Source organism: Gimesia panareensis, from assembly GCF_007748155.1.
GTDB lineage: Bacteria > Planctomycetota > Planctomycetia > Planctomycetales > Planctomycetaceae > Gimesia > Gimesia panareensis.
Genome location: NZ_CP037421.1, coordinates 7627730 through 7649573 on the forward strand (window position 1 = coordinate 7627730; position 21844 = coordinate 7649573).

At 55.7% G+C, this 21844-nt stretch carries 13 protein-coding genes; 7 read left to right on the forward strand and 6 right to left on the reverse strand.

Annotated features, from left to right (window positions below; all coding sequences use genetic code 11):
- Positions 1 to 74 precede the first annotated feature (74 nt).
- Together Enr10x_RS28890 and Enr10x_RS28895 are read left to right on the forward strand one after the other, a co-directional pair.
- The gene (locus Enr10x_RS28890; protein WP_145115655.1) at positions 75 to 254 is read left to right on the forward strand and encodes a hypothetical protein; all 180 of its coding nucleotides are present in this window, start codon (positions 75 to 77) and stop codon (positions 252 to 254) included.
- A 78-nt stretch (positions 255 to 332) separates the two neighbouring features.
- Positions 333 to 800, forward strand: a complete 468-nt coding sequence (locus Enr10x_RS28895; protein ID WP_145115657.1) for a DTW domain-containing protein — start codon at positions 333 to 335, stop codon at positions 798 to 800.
- Positions 801 to 806: 6 nt separating this feature from the next.
- On the opposite strand, the gene amt is transcribed toward Enr10x_RS28895, so the two are convergent.
- A complete protein-coding gene (gene amt / locus Enr10x_RS28900) occupies positions 807 to 3452 on the reverse strand; it encodes an ammonium transporter (protein WP_145115660.1) in 2646 nt (881 codons plus the stop codon).
- A 747-nt stretch (positions 3453 to 4199) separates the two neighbouring features.
- Here amt and carB point away from each other — a divergent pair.
- Positions 4200 to 7454: a carbamoyl-phosphate synthase large subunit gene (carB, locus tag Enr10x_RS28905; protein WP_145115662.1), complete on the forward strand. Its 3255-nt coding sequence runs from the start codon at positions 4200 to 4202 to the stop codon at positions 7452 to 7454.
- A 64-nt stretch (positions 7455 to 7518) separates the two neighbouring features.
- Here carB and Enr10x_RS28910 read toward each other — a convergent pair whose 3' ends face one another.
- A complete protein-coding gene (locus Enr10x_RS28910; protein ID WP_145115664.1) occupies positions 7519 to 8094 on the reverse strand; it encodes a class I SAM-dependent methyltransferase in 576 nt (191 codons plus the stop codon).
- A gap of 203 nt (positions 8095 to 8297) precedes the next feature.
- Here Enr10x_RS28910 and Enr10x_RS28915 point away from each other — a divergent pair, with 203 nt between their 5' ends.
- From Enr10x_RS28915 to Enr10x_RS28925, 3 genes are all read left to right on the forward strand, one after another.
- Positions 8298 to 10472 (forward strand): cation:dicarboxylate symporter family transporter, encoded by a 2175-nt coding sequence (locus tag Enr10x_RS28915; RefSeq protein ID WP_145452492.1) that lies wholly within the window; start codon positions 8298 to 8300, stop codon positions 10470 to 10472.
- 442 nt (positions 10473 to 10914) lie between these two features.
- Positions 10915 to 12045: a hypothetical protein gene (locus Enr10x_RS28920; protein WP_145115669.1), complete on the forward strand. Its 1131-nt coding sequence runs from the start codon at positions 10915 to 10917 to the stop codon at positions 12043 to 12045.
- Positions 12046 to 13136: 1091 nt separating this feature from the next.
- A complete protein-coding gene (locus Enr10x_RS28925) occupies positions 13137 to 13409 on the forward strand; it encodes a hypothetical protein (protein ID WP_145115672.1) in 273 nt (90 codons plus the stop codon).
- Between the two features lie 175 nt (positions 13410 to 13584).
- On the opposite strand, the gene Enr10x_RS28930 is transcribed toward Enr10x_RS28925, so the two are convergent.
- The 3 genes from Enr10x_RS28930 to Enr10x_RS28940 all read right to left on the reverse strand — a co-directional run bounded on the left by Enr10x_RS28930 (position 13585) and on the right by Enr10x_RS28940 (position 18348).
- Positions 13585 to 15219, reverse strand: a complete 1635-nt coding sequence (locus Enr10x_RS28930) for an arylsulfatase (protein ID WP_145452493.1) — start codon at positions 15217 to 15219, stop codon at positions 13585 to 13587.
- 10 nt (positions 15220 to 15229) lie between these two features.
- Positions 15230 to 16651: a sulfatase family protein gene (locus Enr10x_RS28935; protein ID WP_145452494.1), complete on the reverse strand. Its 1422-nt coding sequence runs from the start codon at positions 16649 to 16651 to the stop codon at positions 15230 to 15232.
- 701 nt (positions 16652 to 17352) lie between these two features.
- Entirely contained in the window at positions 17353 to 18348 is a 996-nt protein-coding gene (locus Enr10x_RS28940; RefSeq protein ID WP_145452495.1) for a sugar phosphate isomerase/epimerase family protein, read from the reverse strand.
- A 134-nt stretch (positions 18349 to 18482) separates the two neighbouring features.
- On the opposite strand from Enr10x_RS28940, the gene Enr10x_RS28945 reads away from it, so the two are divergent.
- A complete protein-coding gene (locus Enr10x_RS28945; protein ID WP_145452496.1) occupies positions 18483 to 19718 on the forward strand; it encodes a THUMP domain-containing class I SAM-dependent RNA methyltransferase in 1236 nt (411 codons plus the stop codon).
- Between the two features lie 2 nt (positions 19719 to 19720).
- Here Enr10x_RS28945 and Enr10x_RS28950 read toward each other — a convergent pair whose 3' ends face one another.
- Positions 19721 to 21802, reverse strand: coding sequence for an ATP-dependent helicase (locus tag Enr10x_RS28950; protein ID WP_145452497.1), 2082 nt, complete (start codon positions 21800 to 21802; stop codon positions 19721 to 19723).
- Positions 21803 to 21844: the final 42 nt, after the last annotated feature.

Genomic DNA, 21844 nt, shown 5'->3' on the forward strand with positions numbered 1-21844 from the left:
TCCCGGCTGGGTTTGTGCTATACTCGCCCTCCGGATACCATTTGTCACCTGCAACATGAGAAAGCGTTTGAATCATGGGTTTGAATAAAAAACAGAAAAAACAGATCGACGTCGCCCGCCAGAAAATCCAGAAATTACGTCAGCGTCTGACCGGTGCCAAAGCCCAGATGGACGACCCCCAGGAAGTGGCAAGCCTGGAAAAAGAAATCGCCGACCAGGAAGAACTCATCAAGAAGGTCCAGGAAAGCGCCTGAGCCTGTGATCCCGCTGCCCGCATCGGTTGGAGACGGGCCGTCCTGTGAATCATCTTTCATCAACTGAAATCTGAAATCGTGTCTGCTTCCCATCCCCCCACGATCATCGTTGTCCATCCCAAAGAACGAAAAAGTAAATGCACCGTGCAACCCCTGCGCCAGCGGGATGATTTTGTCTTCTGGAAGTTTCCCCGCAAAGAACCTGAGAAACTGACCTCTTATGTGCGTCTCGGAATGGGAGGCCCGGAAATCAGCCGGGCTGACGCCGATAAGGGGCTGCTGGTACTGGATGGCACCTGGCGTCTGGCGGAAAAGATGGAAGCGGATTACCAGGAGTTACCCGTCCGCAGTCTGCCCGTCTGGGAAACCGCTTATCCGCGCGTCTCGAAACAGTTCGAAGATCCTACCGCCGGGCTGGCCACGATCGAAGCGATCTTTATCGCCTACCATCTGATGGGCTATGAGACAGAAGGGCTGCTCGAAGGTTATTACTGGGCCGACGAATTTCTGAAACGCAACCGCGAGCGGCTTGAACTCTCAGAGTAAGATCGCTTAATCCTGATCAGTACCGACCGGAGCCGTCTGCTGATAGGTCTCGATCAGCTGCCGCAGTTTTTCCCGTTTGACTGGCTTGGTGGCATAGTCCGTACAACCCGCTGCCATGCATTTCTCGCGGTCGCCACTCATCGCATGTGCGGTCAAGGCAATGATCGGCAGAGTACAACCCTCCGCACGCAACTTGCGGGTTGCCCCGTATCCATCCAGGACCGGCATCGACATATCCATCAGAATCACATCGAAGGGATTCCCCTGTTCCTGTGCATCAAGGGCGTGGTGAACGGCAATTTCGCCGTTTTCTGCCAGCTGCACCTCGGCACCTTCTTTTTTGAGCAACATGGAAATCAGCCGCTGGTTGTCTTCGCCATCTTCCGCCAGCAGGACCCTGCATTGACGGACAGAAGTCTGCACCGGTTGCTGGGCAGGGAGGCTGGTTTTCTGAGAAGCAGCCACAAGTGCAGCCTGCGGGTCAGCATGAAACTTGAGTGATTCAGCATCACCGATCCGGATCTGCAGGGTGAATGTCGTCCCCACATCCGGAGTACTTTCACACGTCAGGTCACCACCCAGCATCTCGGCCAGCCGCTTGCTGATTGCCAGCCCCAGTCCAGTCCCCCCGAATTTCCGAGTGGTCGAGGAATCGGCCTGGACGAAGGGCTGATACAATCCAGCAACTTGATCGGCGGTCATGCCGATGCCCGTATCTTTAATTTTGAACTGCAGTATCGGTTCGTGAGCTTCGGCGTTCAGGCAGGATGTTTCTACCGAGACGCTCCCTCCGTCGGGAGTGAACTTGATCGCATTCCCAATCAGGTTAATCAGAATCTGTTTGAGACGCGTAGGATCACTTTGGATCTCGACAGGAACTTTGCCTGCAAAAGTCAGGGTAAAATCAATTTCCTGAAGTTCCGCCCGCACATTCATCAGCGCCTGGATTTCCTGCAGTTTTTCCATCAGTGAGAAGGGGATCGTCTCAATGGTCAGGCTCCCCGATTCAATTTTGGAGAGATCCAGAATATCATTGATCAGATCCAGCAGGTAATTTCCATTCCGTTGAATGACTTCGATTAATTTGATGGAGCTCGGACGTCCCCAGCTCTCTTCCAGCAGCACATCGGTATAACCCAGTACCGCCGTCATCGGCGTGCGGATTTCGTGGCTCATGTTCGCCAGAAATTCGCTTTTGGCGCGGGAAGCCGCTTCCGCATCCAGTGAAGCCTGCCGTAGATGTGCAGCCTGTACTTCGAGCTCACTCCGGGCCTGTTCCAGTTTATCCGTACGGTCCTGTAATTGACTGAGTGCCTGGTCTCGCACCTGGGTCACCCGGTTATACTGGCGGGCAATCAGCCCCACGTCACTGTATTCATCCAGATCTTCAATCGGAGTCGAATCTCCCTGGATATGCTGTTCCATGGAATTGAGCAGATCGTACATTTCGGTCGTCGCACCGTGCTCTGCCATATTCAGGCCCATCTCTTCCTCTTCGGAGGTCACACGCAATCGCATGAATTTACTGACCACCCGCAGGGTCACCCAGCAGAAAGAGAAGCACCAGATAAAACAGATCGTGCAACCCAGCAACTGCACACAGAACTGTTCGAATCGCGTTCGGGTCAACATTTCCGCCGGAATAAACAGGGCAACCGCCAGGGTCCCCCAGACACCGGCAAAACCATGCACGGGAATTACGCCGATCGTATCATCCAGCCGACACCGTTCCAGCAACCAGCTGCTGGCTTCCATCACGATCGCAGCGACGATCCCAATTACCACAGCTGAAATGGGAGAAACGACATCGCAGCTGGCACTGCTGGCAACCAGTGCGGCCAGCAGGCCGTTCAGAATGTTTTCAATTTCAATCTGTTTCCGCTGGTAGAACTGCCAGACCAATAAAGTAATTGCCCCAAAGGCAGACGCCAGAAACGTATTAATCAGAATCTGGGGCACGTGGGCTGTAAATCCGAATTCACTTCCCCCGTTGAATCCGAACCAGCCGATCCAGAGAATAAACACCCCGGTCGTTGCCAGTGTCAGATTATGTCCTTTGAATTTTCGTGCGGTTTGTTCCTGCTCAAATCGACCGTTGCGCGGCCCGATGATCATGATCGAAGCCAGGGCCGCCCAGGCACCAATCGAATGCACGACCGTCGATCCACTGAAATCACGAAAGCCCAGCATCTCCAGCCAGCCCGGCGCTTTCCCCGCGAAATGACTGGTCCACACCCAGTGTCCGAAAACCGGGTAGATCACGCCCCCCAGCACGACTGCCAGAATCAGGTAGGCGGTAAATCGCATGCGCTCTGCTGAGGCGCCTGAAGCAATCGTCGCCGCCGTCGCGCAGAGCATCAGTTGAAACAGGAAGAACGCCGACAGAAATACATTCGATTCCTGAGTCATAAACGGGAAGTGGGATGTCCCAATCAGACCGCCGGTCGTCGTCCCGAACATCAGACCAAAGCCGAAGATCCAGAACAGCACCCCCACGAGACTGACATCAACGATATTCTTGATCGCCACATGAATGCTGTTCTTGGAACGGGACAGCCCCGATTCCAGGCAGCAGAACCCCGCCTGCATAAACAGCACAAAGATGCTGCAGATCAGGATCCAGATAATGTCAATTTGCTGATGGAGATTCATAATCGTGATTACTCAGGTCAGTCTATTCAGTTGGGGAAACGTCCCACCTTTCTACAGGCCGTCGTCTGTTTTGAGGAAGCAGCTGGCGAGGGAACTCGACCTGACAGCGCTGCTTCCTCTCCAAGCTTATGTTCTGTTCGTTCAACATGTGGTGGAAATGCAACGCTTTTTGATACACCCCACATTGAAAAAACCTGAGTGCGGCAATCACCTGTATCTGCGTGGAGGGAAAGGATTTAATTTGTTTAGCTGGACGAAATTCGATCTGTTATCGGAGATGGATCTCCAAAATTCTCTCCTGTAACGACTTACGGCTGGCGGCTTCATCTCACCGGAATCCACACAATCGACACAACAATCCGGACCCGCCGATACACTTTATCCGGCAGTCATCACGAAAATTATTCGCCTGATTCTACTTATCGCAGCGAACTCCAACTCAGTCGTGAAGTTCTCTGCACTGATTCCAACCAGATCTGAAACTTCTGAAACGAGCCAGTGACCTGCAGCCGGCGGATTCCGGTCTGCTGCATTTCATCAACGTTCTGCGTCCACACTCCAACTGACACCGGACCGCGAATCTGATTTGAATAAAGAGGAAATACGTTTCGAAGGTCGTTCTGCCACTTTCTGGTCTGGCTTGCTTGATTATTTTGGTGTGCTTGTTAACGTTGGGAAGATTTGCGCAGAAATTCGCCAGTAACCCGCAAGATAATGTACATTTGCTGCTGAAAGTGATCTAAAACAGTGCCTAGACGCGACGACATTAAGAAGATTCTGATCATTGGCTCCGGTCCGATTGTCATCGGACAGGCATGTGAATTTGACTACTCGGGAACGCAGGCCTGCAAGGCCCTCCGTGAAGATGGCTACGAAGTGGTGCTGGTCAACTCCAACCCCGCCACCATCATGACGGACCCGGATACCGCTCATCGCACCTACATCGAACCGATCACCTGGCAGTACATCCAGAAAGTTATTGAGATCGAAAAGCCGGACGCCCTGCTGCCCACGCTCGGCGGACAGACCGGACTCAACGCCGCGATGGACCTCGCCCGCCGCGGGATCCTCGATCAACTGGGGGTCGAACTGATCGGTGCGAAAGAAGAAGTCATCGCCAAAGCCGAAAGCCGCGACCAGTTCAAAGAAGCAATGACTAAAATCGGCCTCGACTGCCCGCGCAGTGCCGTGGTCCACAACATGGAAGAAGCCAACGCCGCGGTCAAAGACATCGGCCTGCCAATCATCATCCGCGCCAGCTACACCCTGGGGGGCACCGGGGGGGGCGTCGCCTACAACCGCGAAGAGTTCGAAGAAAAAGTTCGCAGCGGTCTGGCTCTCTCTCCCGTCAATGAAGTGCTGCTCGAAGAATCCATCCTCGGCTGGAAAGAGTACGAGATGGAGGTCATGCGGGATCAGGCCGACAACGTCGTCATCATCTGCTCGATCGAAAACTTCGACCCGATGGGCGTGCATACCGGCGATTCGATTACCGTCGCTCCTGCCCAGACCCTGACCGATAAGGAATACCAGCGGATGCGGGACGCCACCATCGCCTGTATCCGCGAGATCGGCGTCGAGACCGGCGGTTCCAATGTGCAGTTCGCCATCAACCCCGATACGGGCCGCATGACGATCATCGAAATGAACCCCCGCGTCAGCCGCTCCAGTGCACTCGCCTCCAAGGCGACCGGCTTCCCGATTGCCAAAATCGCAGCCAAGCTCGCCGTCGGTTATCGCCTCGATGAAATCCGTAACGACATCACCCGCGAAACACTCGCCTGTTTCGAACCGACCATCGATTACGTCGTCACCAAGATCCCTCGCTGGACCTTCGAAAAGTTCCCCGATGCCGACCCGGTCCTCACCGTACAGATGAAATCGGTCGGCGAAACCATGTCCATCGGCCGGACCTTCAAAGAGTCGCTGCAGAAAGCACTCCGCGGTCTGGAAATCGGTCACTTTGGCCTGGGAGGCGGCAACAAGGACCTCTGGGGAACTTCCAAACAACCGTCCAAAGACAAAATCCAGTCCATGCTGTCGGTCCCCAACGATGAGCGGATGTTTTACCTGCGTTATGCCTTCAAGCAGGGCATGACCGTTGAGCAGATTCACGAACTCAGCGACATCGATCCCTGGTTCCTGAACCACATCCGCCAGCTGGTCGAATTTGAAGATAAAATCCGTGCGGCCTCCCGGCTGGAAGACCTGGACTACGCCTTCATGAAACAGGCTAAACAGCACGGCTACTCCGACAAACAGCTCGCCTTCTGGCTCGACTCCACCGAAATGGATGTCCGCCAGTACCGCAAAGGACTGGGCATTGAAGCCACGTTCAAACAGGTCGATACCTGTGCTGCCGAGTTCGAAGCCTACACGCCTTACTTCTACTCGACCTATGAAGACGAAGACGAAACGCCGGGCAACCCCGATCACAAACGCCGCATCATGATTCTGGGCGGCGGCCCCAACCGCATCGGACAGGGGATCGAATTCGACTACTGCTGCTGCCAAGCTTCCTTCGCCCTCCAGGAACTGGGCATCGAAAGTATCATGGTCAACTCGAACCCCGAAACGGTTTCCACCGACTATGACACCTCCGACCACCTGTTCTTCGAACCGCTGACCACCGAGGATGTCCTTAACATCTGCGACCGCATGCAGCCCGACGGTGTCATCGTGCAGTTCGGCGGACAGACTCCGCTCAACCTGGCACGCGGACTCGAAGCAGCCGGCATCAACATCATCGGTACCAGCCCCGAAATGATCGATGCTGCCGAAGACCGCGAACGCTTCCAGGCGATTCTCGAGAAACTCGAACTGCACCAGCCGCCGAACGGCATCGCTACCGATATCGAGAGCGCACGCAATGTCGCCAGTAAAATCAGCTATCCGATTCTGGTTCGCCCCAGCTACGTGCTCGGCGGCCGGGCCATGGAAATCTGCTACGACGAAGAATCGCTGGTCCGCTACATGAACGAAGCGGTCAACGCCTCTCCCGATCATCCGGTGCTTGTCGACCAGTTCCTTGAAGATGCAATCGAAGTCGACGTCGACGCCATCTCCGACGGCATTACCACGCTCGTGGGCGGCGTGATGGAACACATCGAAGAAGCCGGCGTGCACTCGGGCGACTCCGCCTGTGTCCTGCCGCCGCACTCGCTGCCCGATTCCGTCATCGACGAAATCAAACGGGCCACACATGCCCTCGCCCGCGAACTGAAGGTCAAAGGCCTGATGAATATCCAGTTCGCCGTCAAAAAGACCGATGACGACTACATCGTCTATATCCTCGAGGTCAACCCGCGTGCCAGCCGGACCTCGCCGTTCGTCTCCAAGGCCACGGGGCTCCCGCTGCCGAAAGTCGCCGCCAAAGTCATGGCCGGCGTCTCACTGCTGGAACAGAACGTCACCAAAGAGCCCGCTCCCAAACACACCTCGGTCAAAGAGAGCGTCTTCCCCTTCTCCCGCTTCCTGGGCGTCGACATCATCCTCGGCCCCGAAATGCGGTCCACCGGGGAAGTCATGGGGATCTCACAGGGCTTCGCGATGGCCTTCGCCAAAAGTCAACTGGCTGCCAACACGAATCTTCCCTCCGAAGGCACCGTCTTCATCAGCATGGCCGACCTCTACAAAGACATGATCATCGATCCGGCCCGACGGCTGATCGAACTCGGCTTCAAGATCGTCTCGACTTCCGGCACCGCCCGCGTCCTCCGCGAAGCAGGCCTGGAAGTCTCGACCGTCAAGAAGCTTAAAGAGGGTCGGCCCAACCTGCTCGACATGATGGCCAACCAGGAAGTCCAGTTCATCTTCAACACGCCCAGTGGTAAAGGCTCGCGGACGGACGAAGGCAAGATTCGTTCAGCTTCGGTCTCGTACGGCGTCACCTGCGTCACCACGATCCCGGGCTGCCTGGCGGTTGTCAAAGCCCTCGAAGCACTCGCCGAAGATGCCACACCTCAGGTCCGTGCTCTGCAGGACTGGATGGCCGAAATCTAAACAAAATTTCAAGTCGCTGTGCTCCTCACTCTGAAGTGGAGCACAGCCTTGTCTTCTAATTTCCTCACCGGTTCCGCTTCTTGCGTTTGGCATACGTTTCGCGCCGCTTCTCGGAGTGGAACACGAAGTAGCCGTTGATCTCATGCACTTCGGTTCCCCCGAAAATGCTCGTCAGCTTCTTCTGGTACCACAGCCGCCGTCGTGTGACCATCACCATCCGACCCCCGATCTTCAGACGGTTAAAGCCCTTCATGATGAACTGCTTGGCGACCGAAAAATCTTCATGGTACGGCGGATTCGACAGGATCCAGTCGAAGTCGGTCTCCCGGTGATCCTGGAGCCCGTCGCTCTGCAGGATCGTCACCCCCGCGAGCTGATTCCGTTCCGCGTTCTGCCGCGCAACTTGCACCGCCCGCGGGTCGATGTCGGTCATCACCACGTTTTCCGGCCCCACAATCGACGCCGCCAGGATCCCCACCACACCCCAGCCACAGCCCAGATCCAACACTCGCTCTCCCGGAGCAAATGTCACCGTCGACAGCATCGCTTCCGTACCACGATCCAGATTTTGGGGAGAAAATAATTCCGCAGCCGTTTCAAACTGGAACTGACGACTATGATAAGAAATGGAAAACGACATGCAGGCTCAATAAGTCTGGTAGTAGAAACGGTTTTCTGTTAAGAATCTCTCTCTGGTAAGTACTGGAATCACACTGCTGTTTACGGTATCTTCACTGGAAACATACACGGCCTGTAAAGATTTCTCCATGATCAGCATTCGATTTCCTCCGATGTTGGTTATTTTTTTCGGCTCTGATACCTGTGCGGGCAAGGATCTGGCGTATGGATAAAGTCGCTCACTCTCATTTCAAACCGGGACTGACCACCTGGATTCTCACGAGTCTGGTGCTGGGCATCTCCTGTGGTTTGTTCTTTGGCGAGTTGTGTGCCCCGCTCAAAGTCGTCGGCGAGATCTTCATCGGCCTCTTGCAGATGACCGTGCTTCCCTACATCACCCTTTCGTTGATCGTCAACCTCGGACGGATTTCCATCAGACAGACCCGGCACATGGCTTTGACCGTGGTCACCCTGATGCTGATTCTCTGGGGGATCGGCCTGTTTACCGTCTGCCTGATGTCCTTCTCCTTCCCCTTCTGGCAGAAAGGGGCGTTCTTCAGTACCAGTATCATCGAAGGCCCCAAAACCGAAAGCCTTTACGATCTGTTTATCCCCGCGAATCCGTTCTTCTCGCTGGCGAATAATGCGGTGCCCGCAGTTGTGCTGTTTTCCATCGGGGTCGGCATCGCCATCAGTACCCTCCCCAAACGAGAACATCTGCTCGACCCGCTGACCGTCGCCGTCAGTGCGCTGATGAAACTCAACCGCTTCGTTGTACACCTCTCCCCCTTCGGTGTTTTCGCCATCGTCTCCTACGCCGTCGGCACACTCCCCTTTGAAAAGTTCGGCCTGCTCCAGGCCTACCTGATTACTTATACCGTCGCCACCCTGATTCTGACCGTCGGCATTCTGCCCATGCTGATCTCGCTCTGCACCCCGGTCCGCTACTGGGACGCGTTCCGCGTTTCGCAGCCGGCAGTCATCGCGGCGTTCGTCCTCAGCAGCACATTCGCCGTCCTGCCGATCATCGTCGAATCGGCCCGCGAAATCCTGGAGAAATACAAACTCGAAGATGACAAAACCGGCGGCTCGCCCGATGTGCTGGTCCCCCTCGTCTTCCCCTTTCCCGACTTGGGCCGTATCGTCGGGCTGATCTTCATTCCGTTTTCCGCCTGGTTCTACGGAGCCAGCCTGATGCCCGAACAATATCCCAAATTCCTCTCGCTCGGCATGGCCGGCTCGTTCGCCAAACCTGCAGTCACCATCCCCTGGCTGCTCGACCTGATGCACATTCCGCACGACATCTTCCAGCTCTACCTGGCGGTCGGCGTCTATACCACCCGCCTGGGCGATGCCCTGCGGTCTGTCTACCTCTTCTCCTTTGCCGTCCTCACCGCCGCCTCCCTCTCGGGCACACTCAAAGTGCAGTGGAAGCGCTTTATTACCTACACTCTGCTCTCCCTGGTCCTGGCAGGTATCGTCATCGGCAGTATTCACGGCATACTGGAATTCACGTTTAAAAACCTGTACCAGTCCAAAGCGATGATCGCCGACCGACAGCTGCTCTTCCCCGGCGTCAAGGAAACCATCCTTCAGGAAACCGCCCCCAATCCCGACCCGATCCAGCCCGGCGAGACGCGCATCCATCGCATCCGCCGCCGCGGTAAGATCCGGCTCGGCTTCGACGCCAAACGACTGCCGTTCTCGTATTTTAACGATCGCGGCGAACTGGTCGGCTTCGACATCGATATGGCCCATCGTCTGGCGCTCGACCTCGGCGTGGATATCGAGTTTGTCCCCTTCCGGCCACAAACACTCGTGAAACAGTTGAACGGCGACCACTTCGATCTGGCGATGTCCGGACTGGAAGGAACCATCGAACGCGCCACCGCCTTCCCCGTGGCTGACTCGTACATGGACGTCACCCTCGCCATCGTCCTGCACGACTATCGCAAAGTCGATTTCCTGGAATTCGAGAAGATAAGGATATCCCCCGAGCTCAAAATCGCCGTCGTCGCCAACAGTTTCTTCGATGAAAAAGCACACGAGTTTTTCCCCAACGCCAGTTTCATTTCCATTAATTCCGAGGAAGATTTCTTCGAAGGCAAAGCCGACGGAGCCGACCTGCTGGTCACCAGCGCCGAAGCCGGTGCCGCGTGGACACTCCTCTATCCGGAGTTCTCCGTCATCAATCCCTTCAAGAAAAACGTGCGGGTCCCCATGTACTACCTGGGTGCCCACGACATCGAGTTTGAAGAATTCATGGAAGTCTGGCTCGAACTCAAAAAGAAAGAAGGCGTCTTCGAAGAACTCTACAACTACTGGATCTTCGGCAAAGACGACAAAGACACTGAACCCCGCTGGTCCATCATCCGCGATGTCCTGCACTGGGTGGATTAATAACGATCATCAGCATCGGCGCGGCCCCGTCAATCCCTCTTGTTGAGTTTGATTGTAATGGGTGAGCCCGGATGCACATCCGGGCCGAGCACAGCGAGCAGGAGGTCGCAGCTGCCGCAATCAAATATTAACCACGTCTCAATAAAACCAGGCGCGCAGTCATTTCTACGAATGATACAACATCGTCACTGATTCGCGGTAGGGGCACCCTGCGTGGTCGCCCGCAGAGCGAGGCTTTTGCAATCAACAACTCGAATCATTCCACAGGATCCATCCCCGGGTAAATCGAAACCCGCAATCCAACAGACGGGCAGGCACACAGGCCAGCCCCTACGCCAGAATATTTCTTTCGTGTCTTTCGTGGTAGTATGTAATTTTCTGCTATACTGTATGCGCGTCAATTGACACGTGATTTCTCAATCGATCCCTGCAGGAGCCTGTCATGTCTGCCCGTCTGATCCTGATCCTCGCGTTTCTGATCACTCTGACCTCTCAGGCGAAGATCTACGCAACAGATCCCGCTCCCCAACCAAAGCGAGAGCTCAATGCCGAGGAAACCGAACAGGTTCTGGAGTTCCTCTCTCAAGAGCTGACAAAAAAATTCGACGCCATTCACACCTGGCAGGGAACATACCAGTTCACGGACGAAACCAATTCTGAAAACCCCCGCAGCACCACCGGCGGGCGTTACTGGAAGACCACACAGGGACAGTACACCTTCTGGCTGGATGAAATCCAGGACCGCCTGCGTGTCAACTACGACAAAACAGAAAAGCCCAACGAGTTCAATCAGTTCGGAACTTTGGAACCTGTCAAAACCGACAGCCCCACCAACACCCAATGGATCGTCACTGGCCTGGACTGTTACGAACTCTCAGAAGAACGATTTGGATCTGTGAAAGGCTTCCCTGAAGGCATTCTGCTCAAAGGGTCTACTGGACGTGTCCTGTTCCGCAAACCCAGATTCGAAGAATTTCTGGGGAATCGCTTCTTCGATCCTCGAGATCTGTTCGGCGGCAAATCTTATCCTTCCGTCAGAAACCCTCAGGTCTACCTCGCCGTGCTCCATGGCGAACACGGTGAAGAACTGCAACAGAAATACGCCCGTCAGCTTTCTATCACCGAACTCCAGGGCGAATCGGGTCAGAAACAGTATCAGCTCAAACTCGAATCCGCGTCAAAGAATCGGGATGGGATCTCCAGTTATACCCTCACGACCTACGACTCCCACGCAGGATGGAACGTCACCCACTACGAAGATCATCTCGGCTCCAAAGTCATTCATAAACGTACCATTCTCTACAAAAACGTCGACGGCATTTATCTCCCCCAGGAAGTCGACATCGCCCATTTTAAACAGGACCGCACCCGTCGGGCAGACCCTTATCACCGCCAGAACTATCGACTGGTCGAATCGAAATTGAATCAACCCCTCGACCGCAGCCTGTTCGAAATCAAATCACTCCAGCTGCAACCCGGCGAACGCATGGTCGACCAGATCCGCAACAAAGCCTTCGTCCAATACGAAAACCGCCTGGTCCCCGCCAGCCAGTATCCGCTGTTAATCAAATAATTGATCACCGACAGCCTGCATTCCAACTTTCAAACAGGTCTGTCGTACTCCCTCGATTCAATTTTCACAACTGAATCTTCCGCACTACAGTTTCAAAGTCACTGCACAAACTGGACTTGATTCAGCCTTTCCGATCCGTATGTTTGTCCCACTCTGGCTCGCGCGCGAGACGGGTCAGCGAGCACGGGAACACAACGTACTACTTACTCAAATGCACCTGAATCACCATCGATTTTCACCGAAGATCCATCTGTTTTCTGAGAACCGATTCTCAAAAAACAGGCCCCCAATCGGGACAAAATCAGGCCAGACCGTGACAAATTCCGAGACAAACCAGGACAAAATCCGGCCACTTTTGGACAAAATTTTGTCATGTCCCCCACGCTATTGAAGAGAACCAAAACAAGTGAGCGGTAAGGCGCTAGCCGCCGGTAATTTTTAGTTACGCGGGAAATATCACCGGAGGCTAGCGCCATTCCGCTCAGGAAAAGAGTGCTACCAGCACAATCACCTTCCCACGCCGTGTGCCACTGTCGGCTCGCCCGACAGTGCTTGAACCAGCTTTCCAATTCGGGAATCAATTCCATAATCATATTTCGTTTCGAGACGAATAAAGAAAGTACAACCATCTCAATTGAGCGGCAAGGCGCTAGCCGCCGGTATTTTTAACCGCGCTGGAGAGATCACCGGTGGCTAGCGCCATTCCGCTCAGAATCAGGACCACGTGTAAGCTCGAATGTAATTCGGGCCGAGTGCAGCGAGCGGGAAACCCATAGTGTTGCGTTCGTAAAAGGAAATCCGGGTTTACTGATCATCCGCAAAAACGGAGGAGAGAATAAACTCCGATTCCAGCTGCGCGGATCCTGATCGCTTTACCAGCACAGTCCCCATCCCGCGAATTATAAACATCGGCACCAGCCACACACAGCTGAAAATCAGGCACTAATCAGCACCCCGGCTGACAGAACTACCGAGCCATCAGTTTTCCAGATATGCATATTGGAGAATGCGGTTAATGAAATGCTGTTTTTGAATTGCCTGAAAAGAGTTACGATAGTGTCTCTCAGTTCTGTAAACAGGATCTATTTCGAATGCCTGAGTACATTCAATTATACTTCGTTTCTGCTGCATCCCTGGTGCTCCGTTTTATTCCTGGTGTCGCCATTCTGATTTTGGGCTACGTGTTAAGCATCGGGCCTGCCTTGCTCTGGATGTTAGCGGGAGGTATAGATCGATATAATCATTACTTCGAGTTCTTTGTTACTTTTTATGCACCAGTGATCTGGTGTGAAAAAAACACCCCGCTGGGGCCAGTCCTTAATGCTTATTCCAACGCATTGCTGGATCTTTTTTTTAATCACTGACACACTTCTTGCCTCAGTGAATTCTCATCGATTCATTTTTGGGGTAAATCGATCCTACCCCCCCCCGGCGGGCAGGCACACAGGCCCGCCCCAACACCAAAAATATTTTTCGTGCTTTTCGTGCCTTTCGTGGTAGCAATAATTTTCATGGAGCAAAGCGTTTCGCGGTCCCCCCTCATTTGGGGTACACACCCACGCGCTTCGCCCACGCCTCCCACTTCGACTTCAGATCATCCACCACCGCCCGCCTCCGTTCCGCCAGGTCATTCAACTCCGTGCGGTCCGCCTTCACATCGTACAGCTCCCACTTCTGCGGCTGATAGCCCTTGGCCGGCGACACACCCCGTCCCACCAGCTTCCAGTCGCCGGCCCGGACGAACGCGTTGCTTTCATGTTCAATGAAGATGGGCTCCGTCCGGTTGAGCGGCTCTCCCTGCATCACCGGGCGCAATGATATACCATCCAGACGATGGATTTTGTTGCCGCCAAACGTTTCCGGATACGCGGCTCCCGCCACATCCACCAGCGTCGGCATGATATCGATCAGCTGTGCAGGTTCCCTGATCCAGCGTGGCTGTGGCGCAATCTTCGCCGGCCAGTGCATCAGGAACGGCGTCGACGTTCCCCCCTCATGCGCGAAATGCTTATACAGCCGGAAAGGCGTATTGGACGCGTTCGCCCACGCTTTTCCGTAACTGTTACTGTGCTCCTGGTTCCGCTTCTCGACATCCCGGAACTCACCCCGACCGAGAATCCCCCCTTCCGCACAGCCCCCGTTGTCCGCGAGGAACAGAATCAGAGTGTTGTCCAGCTGATCGTTCGTCTTCAGCCAGCCTACCAGCTTGCCGATGTTCTGGTCGATCCGATCGATCATCGCCGCATAAATCGCCATCTTCAGATCCATCTCGTCCTGCTTCTTCGGCTTCAACGTCTCCCAGGCCGGCACCTCCGCATCACGCGGAGAAAGCTTCGTCCCCGCGGAGATCAGCCCCAGCTGCTTCTGCTTCGCCAACCGACGTTCCCGGAGCTCATCCCAGCCGATCCGGTATTTGCCCCGATACTTTTTGATCTCCTCCTCATGTGCCTGTAGTGGCCAGTGCGGCGCGGTATAGGCCAGGTACAGAAAATACGGCTGCCCCTGTTTCGCCGTCTCCTGTTTCGTTTTCTCCTGATGCTCCTTGAGAAAGCGAATCGCGTAGTCGGTAAACGCATCGGTCGTATAAAACGGACGCTCCGTTGTACTCTCGGGATTTTCGATGTCTTTGTTTCCAAACGTCATCCCCCGCGGCGCCACCGGGTAAAAATACCGCGTCGCCCCCGAAACGCAGCCGAAATATTTCTCGAACCCCCGCTGCAGCGGCCAGCGATCCTGGTCGTTGAAACCCAGGTGCCATTTCCCCGCCATGTAAGTTGCATAGCCGGCGGTCCCCAGTACTTCTCCGATTGTCACGCACTGACGATTCAGATACCCCTGGTAGGCCGGCGGTTTGGAATAGCCCCGCGTGTTGTTGGGGGGATTCGTCATCCAGCCAATCCCGGTCTGATGCGGATGCAGGCCCGTCATCAACGTCGCCCGCGTCGGACAGCAGCGTCCCGAATTATAAAACTGCGAAAACCGCACGCCCCCCGCCGCCAGGGCATCAATGTTCGGCGTTTCAATCTCGCTGCCGTAACAGCCCAGATCCGAAAAGCCCATGTCGTCCACCATGATCAGAATGATATTCGGCCGCTCCGCTTTCGCAGCCTCCACCACAGGCACATGCCACCACAGCAGACCACTTAGACAAACGAGCGCGTTCAATAGTTTCATGTCATACTTTCTATTTGTAATCGTCGCCCTGGTTACTCAGAGCGCAGGAAAGAATCCACTTTGCCAACTGGTCCATCATTTTCATCTTCAACTTCGGATGGGCGTCAGACACATCATTGGTTTCACCCGGATCCGCCAGCAGGTCGAACAGTTCGTACTTGACGTCTCTTTTTTTCCCGGTCTTCAACAGCTTATACCGCTGCGTCATCCAGGCCGCCTTGTTCTGAAACTGAAAGCCGATCGGCTGTGTCCGCTCCGTGAGCCCCTGTTCCAGCACCGGCAGCAGATTGATCCCGTCCAGCGGTCGATCCGCGGGAACCGGCACTCCGGCAGCCGAGAGCACTGTGGGCAGGTAATCGCTGGTCACCATCGGGAAATCGGTTGTCGTGCCCCCCTTGATCTTCCCGGGCCAGACCAGCAAAGCCGGAACCCGGATGCCCCCTTCGGTCAGATCCCGCTTCCGTCCCCGGAACGGCCCCGCGGAACCGGGGGCTTTCGCATTCCCCTCCGGACCGTTGTCCGAACAGAACCAGAGCATCGTATTCGTGTCGGCCTGCAACGCTTTCAGTCTGGCCCGCAACCGCCCCACCTGCTCATCCATGGCGGTAATGCAGCCATAATAGTTCGCATGATACAGGTCCGCATCCGCATACATCGCCCGGTACTTTGGACCCGCTACCACAGGCAGGTGCGGCGTGTGGAACCAGATCACGCAGAAGAACGGCTTCTGTTCCTCAGCACTCTGTTCCAGAAACGGAATCGCCCGATCCATGATCACCCGCGAATCGTCTCCCTCCAGGTTGTCGGTCACCATCTCCCCCGCCTGGTTCCAGTAATGCGTCCCGTAAGGCACACCCGCCGCGTCCGCCTCCAGCGCCGCCCAGCCCCGGCTGGAAGCCTTCCCTTTGGGCTTCCTCATCGGATCCCAGGTCGGCACTTTCGCTTCGGTGGAAAAACAGACCTCAAACCCGTTCTGCCACGGGGGCGAATATTCCGCGAGATTGCGCGGCCCGCCCCGGTTTGAATCGCGGACGGTTTTCGTCAACGTCCCCAGATGCCATTTGCCGAAGTGCCCCGTGCGATAGCCGGCCGCTTGCAGCGACTCCGCCAGCGTCTGCTCCTGCGGTTTCATATGCCCGGTGTTGGCATGCACGATCCCGTACCGAAACGGGTTCCGCCCCGTGAGACAACTTCCCCGCGTCGGACTGCACACCGGAGCTCCCGCGTAAAACCGTTTGAGAATCATCCCGTCCCGCGCCAGCGCATCCAGGTGCGGCGTCTTGATCACGGTATTCCCGTTGAACCCGGTATCACCCCAGCCCAGATCATCGCACATGATTAGAATCACGTTCGGCTTCTCTGACGCCTGCGTTGTGAAGGCAGACAGACAAACGACCAGACAGATCAGAGCAGCAAAGATTGTCCGAACCATAAACAGCACCCCATCCTGAGCGGAATGGCGCTACCCACCGGTAATATCAACAGCTCTGTCACACACAACCGGCGGCTAGCGCCTTGCCGCTCAGTTGACATACTCAAACAGAAAATCATCTCACAATTTGATTTCTAAAACATGAAATCAGGTTTTATCTTCTTCTGTTGTTTCTGGCACGAGAACTTCATATTCGACGGACTCTTTCCCTTTGCTGATGTAGTATCTACCACACACATCACAGACCACTACATTAATTGTAACCGATTCCAGCAACTCTCCCGCTTCAGAGGGAGAACTCTCTATTGCACTAAATACTGACTCGATATCTGAATCTGAGATTAAGGAATATTCGTTGGAACACGGGATTGGCGTTAGATCGATCACATGCCCACACCTGCAACCTAGCTTTGGCATTTCACTTCCCATCTCATTCTGAGCGGAATGGCGCTAGCCACCGGTAATATCAACAGCTCCGTCGCACACAACCGGCGGCTAGCGCCTTGCCGCTCAGTTGAAGTTTAATAACGATATTCAATTCAGAACGGGTGGCCGCGAATGCAATCTTCAGTTCACCCTGTCAGTTTCCTGCTCGCTACGCTCGGCCCGAATTCCATTCGGGCCCACCCCCTGTTTAATTTTTTCGTGCTTTTCGTGCCTTTCGTGGTAGTAATCAATTCCATGCGATTCGTGGTTCAAACTCACGACCACAGCGAACGGAAATACTTCGCATCGACGGCCGTCTGGGCCAGGCATTCCTGGGTGCTCAACTCTTTCCAGCTGTGCCGACCCTTGTACTCGCTGTGCAGCGAGAAGATCCCTTCGTAACCCAGCTTCCGCAATACGTCGACGTATTCAGGGATTGGCGAAATGCCGTCCGCTACGGGAACTGTTTTGACGTCCCACTTCTGATGGCCATGCTTATCGCGACCTTCACCCCGTTCCCAGGCAAAGTTCTTCACCGCACACAATGAGATCCAGGGAGCCAAAAGATCGAGGCCCTGCCGCCAGCCATCGCCGCTCCCCTCTTTGACCATGTGCAGCATATCCACGTACGCCCCGACTTCCTGCGGCGAGTAATCCTGGATCAGCTGATACAGCTGCGTCCCGTGCGAAGGCAGAAATGCATTCGAATGCACATGCACGCAGGGCAGAATTTCATACTTCTGACACAGCTTCGCAACTTTGCCGATTTTCTTCGTCGTCTCTTTCAGCTGCTGTGCCAGCGTTCCCAACGGTTTATAGCGGTAATAGCCAATCTTGACCCGGTCGATCCTCTGTTCCTGCGCGGTCGCGAGGATCCGCTCGGCATTCTTGTCGGGCTCGTCGATCATCGTCGTCAGAAACAGGATCTTTACACCCGCCTCTTTCGCCGCTGCACACGCCTGCGGCAGTTCTTTCTCCGCATTTTCGGGCAGGATGTGCCCTTTGGGTCGCACGGTCAGATCGAGCCCGTCCAGGCCGATCGACTTGAATGCTTTGCACACCTCGGGAATCGGCATGTCCTGAAAGCTCTTCGTAAACGCCCCCAGCTGATAGCCGCTGGTTGAATCGGCTTTCTTCGCTTCCCCCGCCTGCACAGACGCGGAACCAGCTGCGCCGCCGGCGAGCATGGTACCTGCCAGAGCCGAGAACGATGCCTGTTTCAGAAAATCCCGCCGGGGAAGCCGATTATGAGGGTGGGGAGTATTCCGCATGCTGAAAACCTTCTTTATGATCAGTTGTCGGGTAGAATTCGAATGAAACCTTCTTATAAAGTATGATGACCGTTCGACCCATTTTCTACCGGTATTGACCGTTTTACTGAAATCCCCAGAGAACCACTGTCCGCATGTCTGAGCCGCTCACCCTGATCGCCACTTCCACCTTTGGCCTCGAAGCCGTCGTCGCCCGCGAACTGAAGCAACTGGGCTACGAAGACCAGACCGTCGAAAACGGTCGCGTCATGTTCCAGGGCGACAAGGAAGCGATCTGCCGCTGCAATCTCTGGCTCCGCAGTGCTGACCGCATCCTGATCTGCCTGGGCGAATTCACGGCCCTCGACTTCGACGACCTCTTCGACGAAACCCGCGACCTGGAATGGGAACGCTGGCTCCCCCCCTCCGCGCGATTTCCCGTGCGGGCCACCGCGGTGCGCTCCAAAATCAACAGCGCCAAAAACTCGCAGAAGATGGTCAAGAAAGCGATCGCCGAACGGATGAAGGACCATTACATCAAAGACTGGTTCCCCGAAGACGGGCCGCTCTACTCGGTCAGCGTCTCGATCCTCAAAGATCGCGCCACGCTCTGCATCGACACCACCGGCCCTGGTCTGCACAAGCGCGGCTATCGCAAACTCACCGCCGGTGCCCAGCTCAAAGAGACACTCGCCGCCGGCCTGATTCAGCTCAGCTACTGGAACAACGAACGGGCCCTGGTCGACCCCTGCTGCGGTTCAGGCACGATTCCCATCGAAGCCGCCCTCATCGGCACCAACACCGCCCCCGGTCTCAACCGCAGTTTCGTCGCGGAAGAATGGCACAAGATTCCCGCCGAACTCTGGGAACAGGCCCGCGAAGAAGCCCGCGATCTGCAGGACCTCGACGCCCTCTCATTCCGTCTGCAGGGGTATGACATCGATCCGGGGATGATCCGCATGGCCCGCTATCACGCCCGCGAAGCGGGTGTCGACGCGCTCGTGCATTTTCAGGATCAGCCGCTCGCCGAATTCAGCACGCCCCGCAAGTACGGCTGCATCATCACCAATCCCCCTTACGGGGAGCGGCTTGGCGAAAAGGAAGAGGCCGAGGTCATCTACCGCCAGATGAAAGAGGTCTTCGCTCCCCTGGATACCTGGTCGATTTATGTGCTCACTTCGCACCCCGGCTTCGAACGCATCTTCGACCGCAAGGCCCGCCGCCGCAAGCTGTATAACGGGCGCATCGAATGCACCTACTACCAGTTTCCCGGGCCACCACCGCCACGCAAAAGGTCACCCTGGGACGACGCAACGAATGCGGATTCAGAGTCCACATCGGAAGCAGAAACCGACGCCCCGGCTGACGACAAAACAGACTCCGCCGAATGAGGTTAGCTGGACCACATGTTGCGGATGTTCTTGCGAATGTCCTCGGCCGTCGTTTCGATCTGCGCCTCTTCGGGCGTGTCCAGGTCCTCGGCGTTAAACGCGGGTCTTCGCTGAAACAGGGGCAGAGTCTTCGAGGAAATGAACCGCGTCAGCTGGGCATAACTGTGGGCCTGGTTCCAGCGCCGGTTCTGAAAATACTGACGGTGCGGGAAACAGACATAGAGCCAGTTCTTCGCCCGCGTGAGCGCCACGTAAAACAGACGACGTTCTTCATCGATCTCGTCATTACTCTCCAGCGACATCTCGGAGGGGATGCTGCCATCCGCGGCCTGCAAGACATAGACTGCGTCCCACTCCAGCCCTTTTGACGAATGGATCGTACTCAGCACGAGAAAATCGTCGTCGGTCTTACTGCTGTCGTTGGCGATATCCTGCGTCGAACTGGGTGGATCGAGCGTGATTTCTTCCAAGAAACTCATCCGGCTGCTGAACCGACTGGCCACCTGCTCCAGCTGTTCCAGATCGCGCTGGCGGGCCGGCGAGTTGTCGTACTGCTGATCGAGCAGCGGACTGTAAAACGTCCGCACCTGGTGCACTTCGGAGGAGATCCCTTTTTTCTCGGACTGAGGCGATGCCAGATTCTTCATCAGCCGAATGAATAAAGGCCAGTGCTCGACCGTCGCTGCCGGCGGTTTGAATTCCGACCAGGCATCAAAGCGAAACCCGGATTCCGCCAACAGGTTAAGCAGCTGCTGTGCCTTTTTCTGACCGATGCCCGGCAGTAGCGTCAACACCCGCAGACCGGAGACCGCATCGCGGGGATTCTCTGCCAGTCGCAGGTACGCCATCAGGTCTTTGACGTGCGCGGTTTCAATGAACTTCAACCCGCCGTACTTATGATAGGCAATGTTCCGCCGGGCCAGTTCGACTTCCAGCGCGAGACTGTGGTGCGAGGCCCGGAACAGCACCGCCTGCTGATTCAATGGAATCCCCGCGTCCAGGTGTTCGAGTACCTGCGTCACTACGAAATCGGCCTGCTCATTATTGTCGCTGCAGTCCACGATGAAAGGCGCTTCGCCGGCGATCTTAGACGACCACAGCTTCTTCTCATACCGTTCATGTGCTTCGTCGATGATCTGATTTGTCGCCGCCAGGATCGGCTGCGTGCTGCGGTAATTCTCTTCCAGTGTGACGACCGTCGTCCCCGGATACTCTTCCGGAAAATCGAGGATGTTACGCACGGTCGCTGCCCGGAACGAATAGATCGACTGGGCATCGTCGCCCACCACCGTCAGACCCTCGCCATCGGGACAGAGATTTTTCAGAATTCCCGACTGCAGCACGTTCGTATCCTGATACTCGTCGACCAGCACCGCTTCGAACTGGCCTCTGAGCAGTTTGCCCCCCGCAGGATCGGAGGAGAGCGCGTGCCAGAACAGGAGCAGGTCATCATAGTCCAGAATGTTCTGCTGCTCCTTGCGATCGACGAACGCCTGGAACAGTTTTTTGAGTATGTCCACGTGCTCCAGGCACCAGGGGTAATACCGTTCGAGTACCGGCTCCAGCTTGAGGCAGGTATTCACGCAGCGGCTGTAGATTTCCACCAGCGTCCCTTTGCGGGGAAACTTGGCCACGTTGTTCCCCAGTTCGAGTTCGCTCCGCAGGGAACTCATCAGGTCTTCGGCATCGCTGCGATCGATGATCGTAAAGTCATCCGGCAGCCCAATCGACTGACCGTAGCGTCTCAGCAGACGTGCCGCCGTGGAGTGAAACGTGCCTCCCCAGATACTCCGCGACCGGGCTGAAGCGGCGCGTTCGCGACTGTCGCCCATCGCCCGCAGCAGCGCATCGACGCGGCGGACCATCTCATTCGCGGCTCTGCGGGAAAAGGTCAGCAGCAGAATCCGGCTCGGATCGATGCCCTGCGAAATCAGCCAGGCGACTCGGTGTGAGAGCGTCGTCGTTTTCCCCGTCCCCGCACCCGCAATGATCAACAACGAACCGGCATCGTGACAGGCCGCCTCCCGCTGCTGGGGATTCAGCTGCTCGAACAGGTCTTCAATTTGTTGCGGAATCTCTGACATCCGTGCCTCATCGGGGTCGAACGAAGGGAAAAACGATACTTA

Coding starts and splice junctions, on each gene's coding strand:
- Enr10x_RS28890 (WP_145115655.1), top strand. CDS start 75: ATGGGTTTGAATAAAAAACAGAAAAAACAGATCGACGTCGCCCGCCAG.
- amt (WP_145115660.1), bottom strand. CDS start 3,452: ATGAATCTCCATCAGCAAATTGACATTATCTGGATCCTGATCTGCAGC.
- Enr10x_RS28910 (WP_145115664.1), bottom strand. CDS start 8,094: ATGTCGTTTTCCATTTCTTATCATAGTCGTCAGTTCCAGTTTGAAACG.
- Enr10x_RS28915 (WP_145452492.1), top strand. CDS start 8,298: ATGGATAAAGTCGCTCACTCTCATTTCAAACCGGGACTGACCACCTGG.
- Enr10x_RS28920 (WP_145115669.1), top strand. CDS start 10,915: ATGTCTGCCCGTCTGATCCTGATCCTCGCGTTTCTGATCACTCTGACC.
- Enr10x_RS28925 (WP_145115672.1), top strand. CDS start 13,137: ATGCCTGAGTACATTCAATTATACTTCGTTTCTGCTGCATCCCTGGTG.
- Enr10x_RS28930 (WP_145452493.1), bottom strand. CDS start 15,219: ATGAAACTATTGAACGCGCTCGTTTGTCTAAGTGGTCTGCTGTGGTGG.
- Enr10x_RS28935 (WP_145452494.1), bottom strand. CDS start 16,651: ATGGTTCGGACAATCTTTGCTGCTCTGATCTGTCTGGTCGTTTGTCTG.
- Enr10x_RS28940 (WP_145452495.1), bottom strand. CDS start 18,348: ATGCGGAATACTCCCCACCCTCATAATCGGCTTCCCCGGCGGGATTTT.
- Enr10x_RS28945 (WP_145452496.1), top strand. CDS start 18,483: ATGTCTGAGCCGCTCACCCTGATCGCCACTTCCACCTTTGGCCTCGAA.
- Enr10x_RS28950 (WP_145452497.1), bottom strand. CDS start 21,802: ATGTCAGAGATTCCGCAACAAATTGAAGACCTGTTCGAGCAGCTGAAT.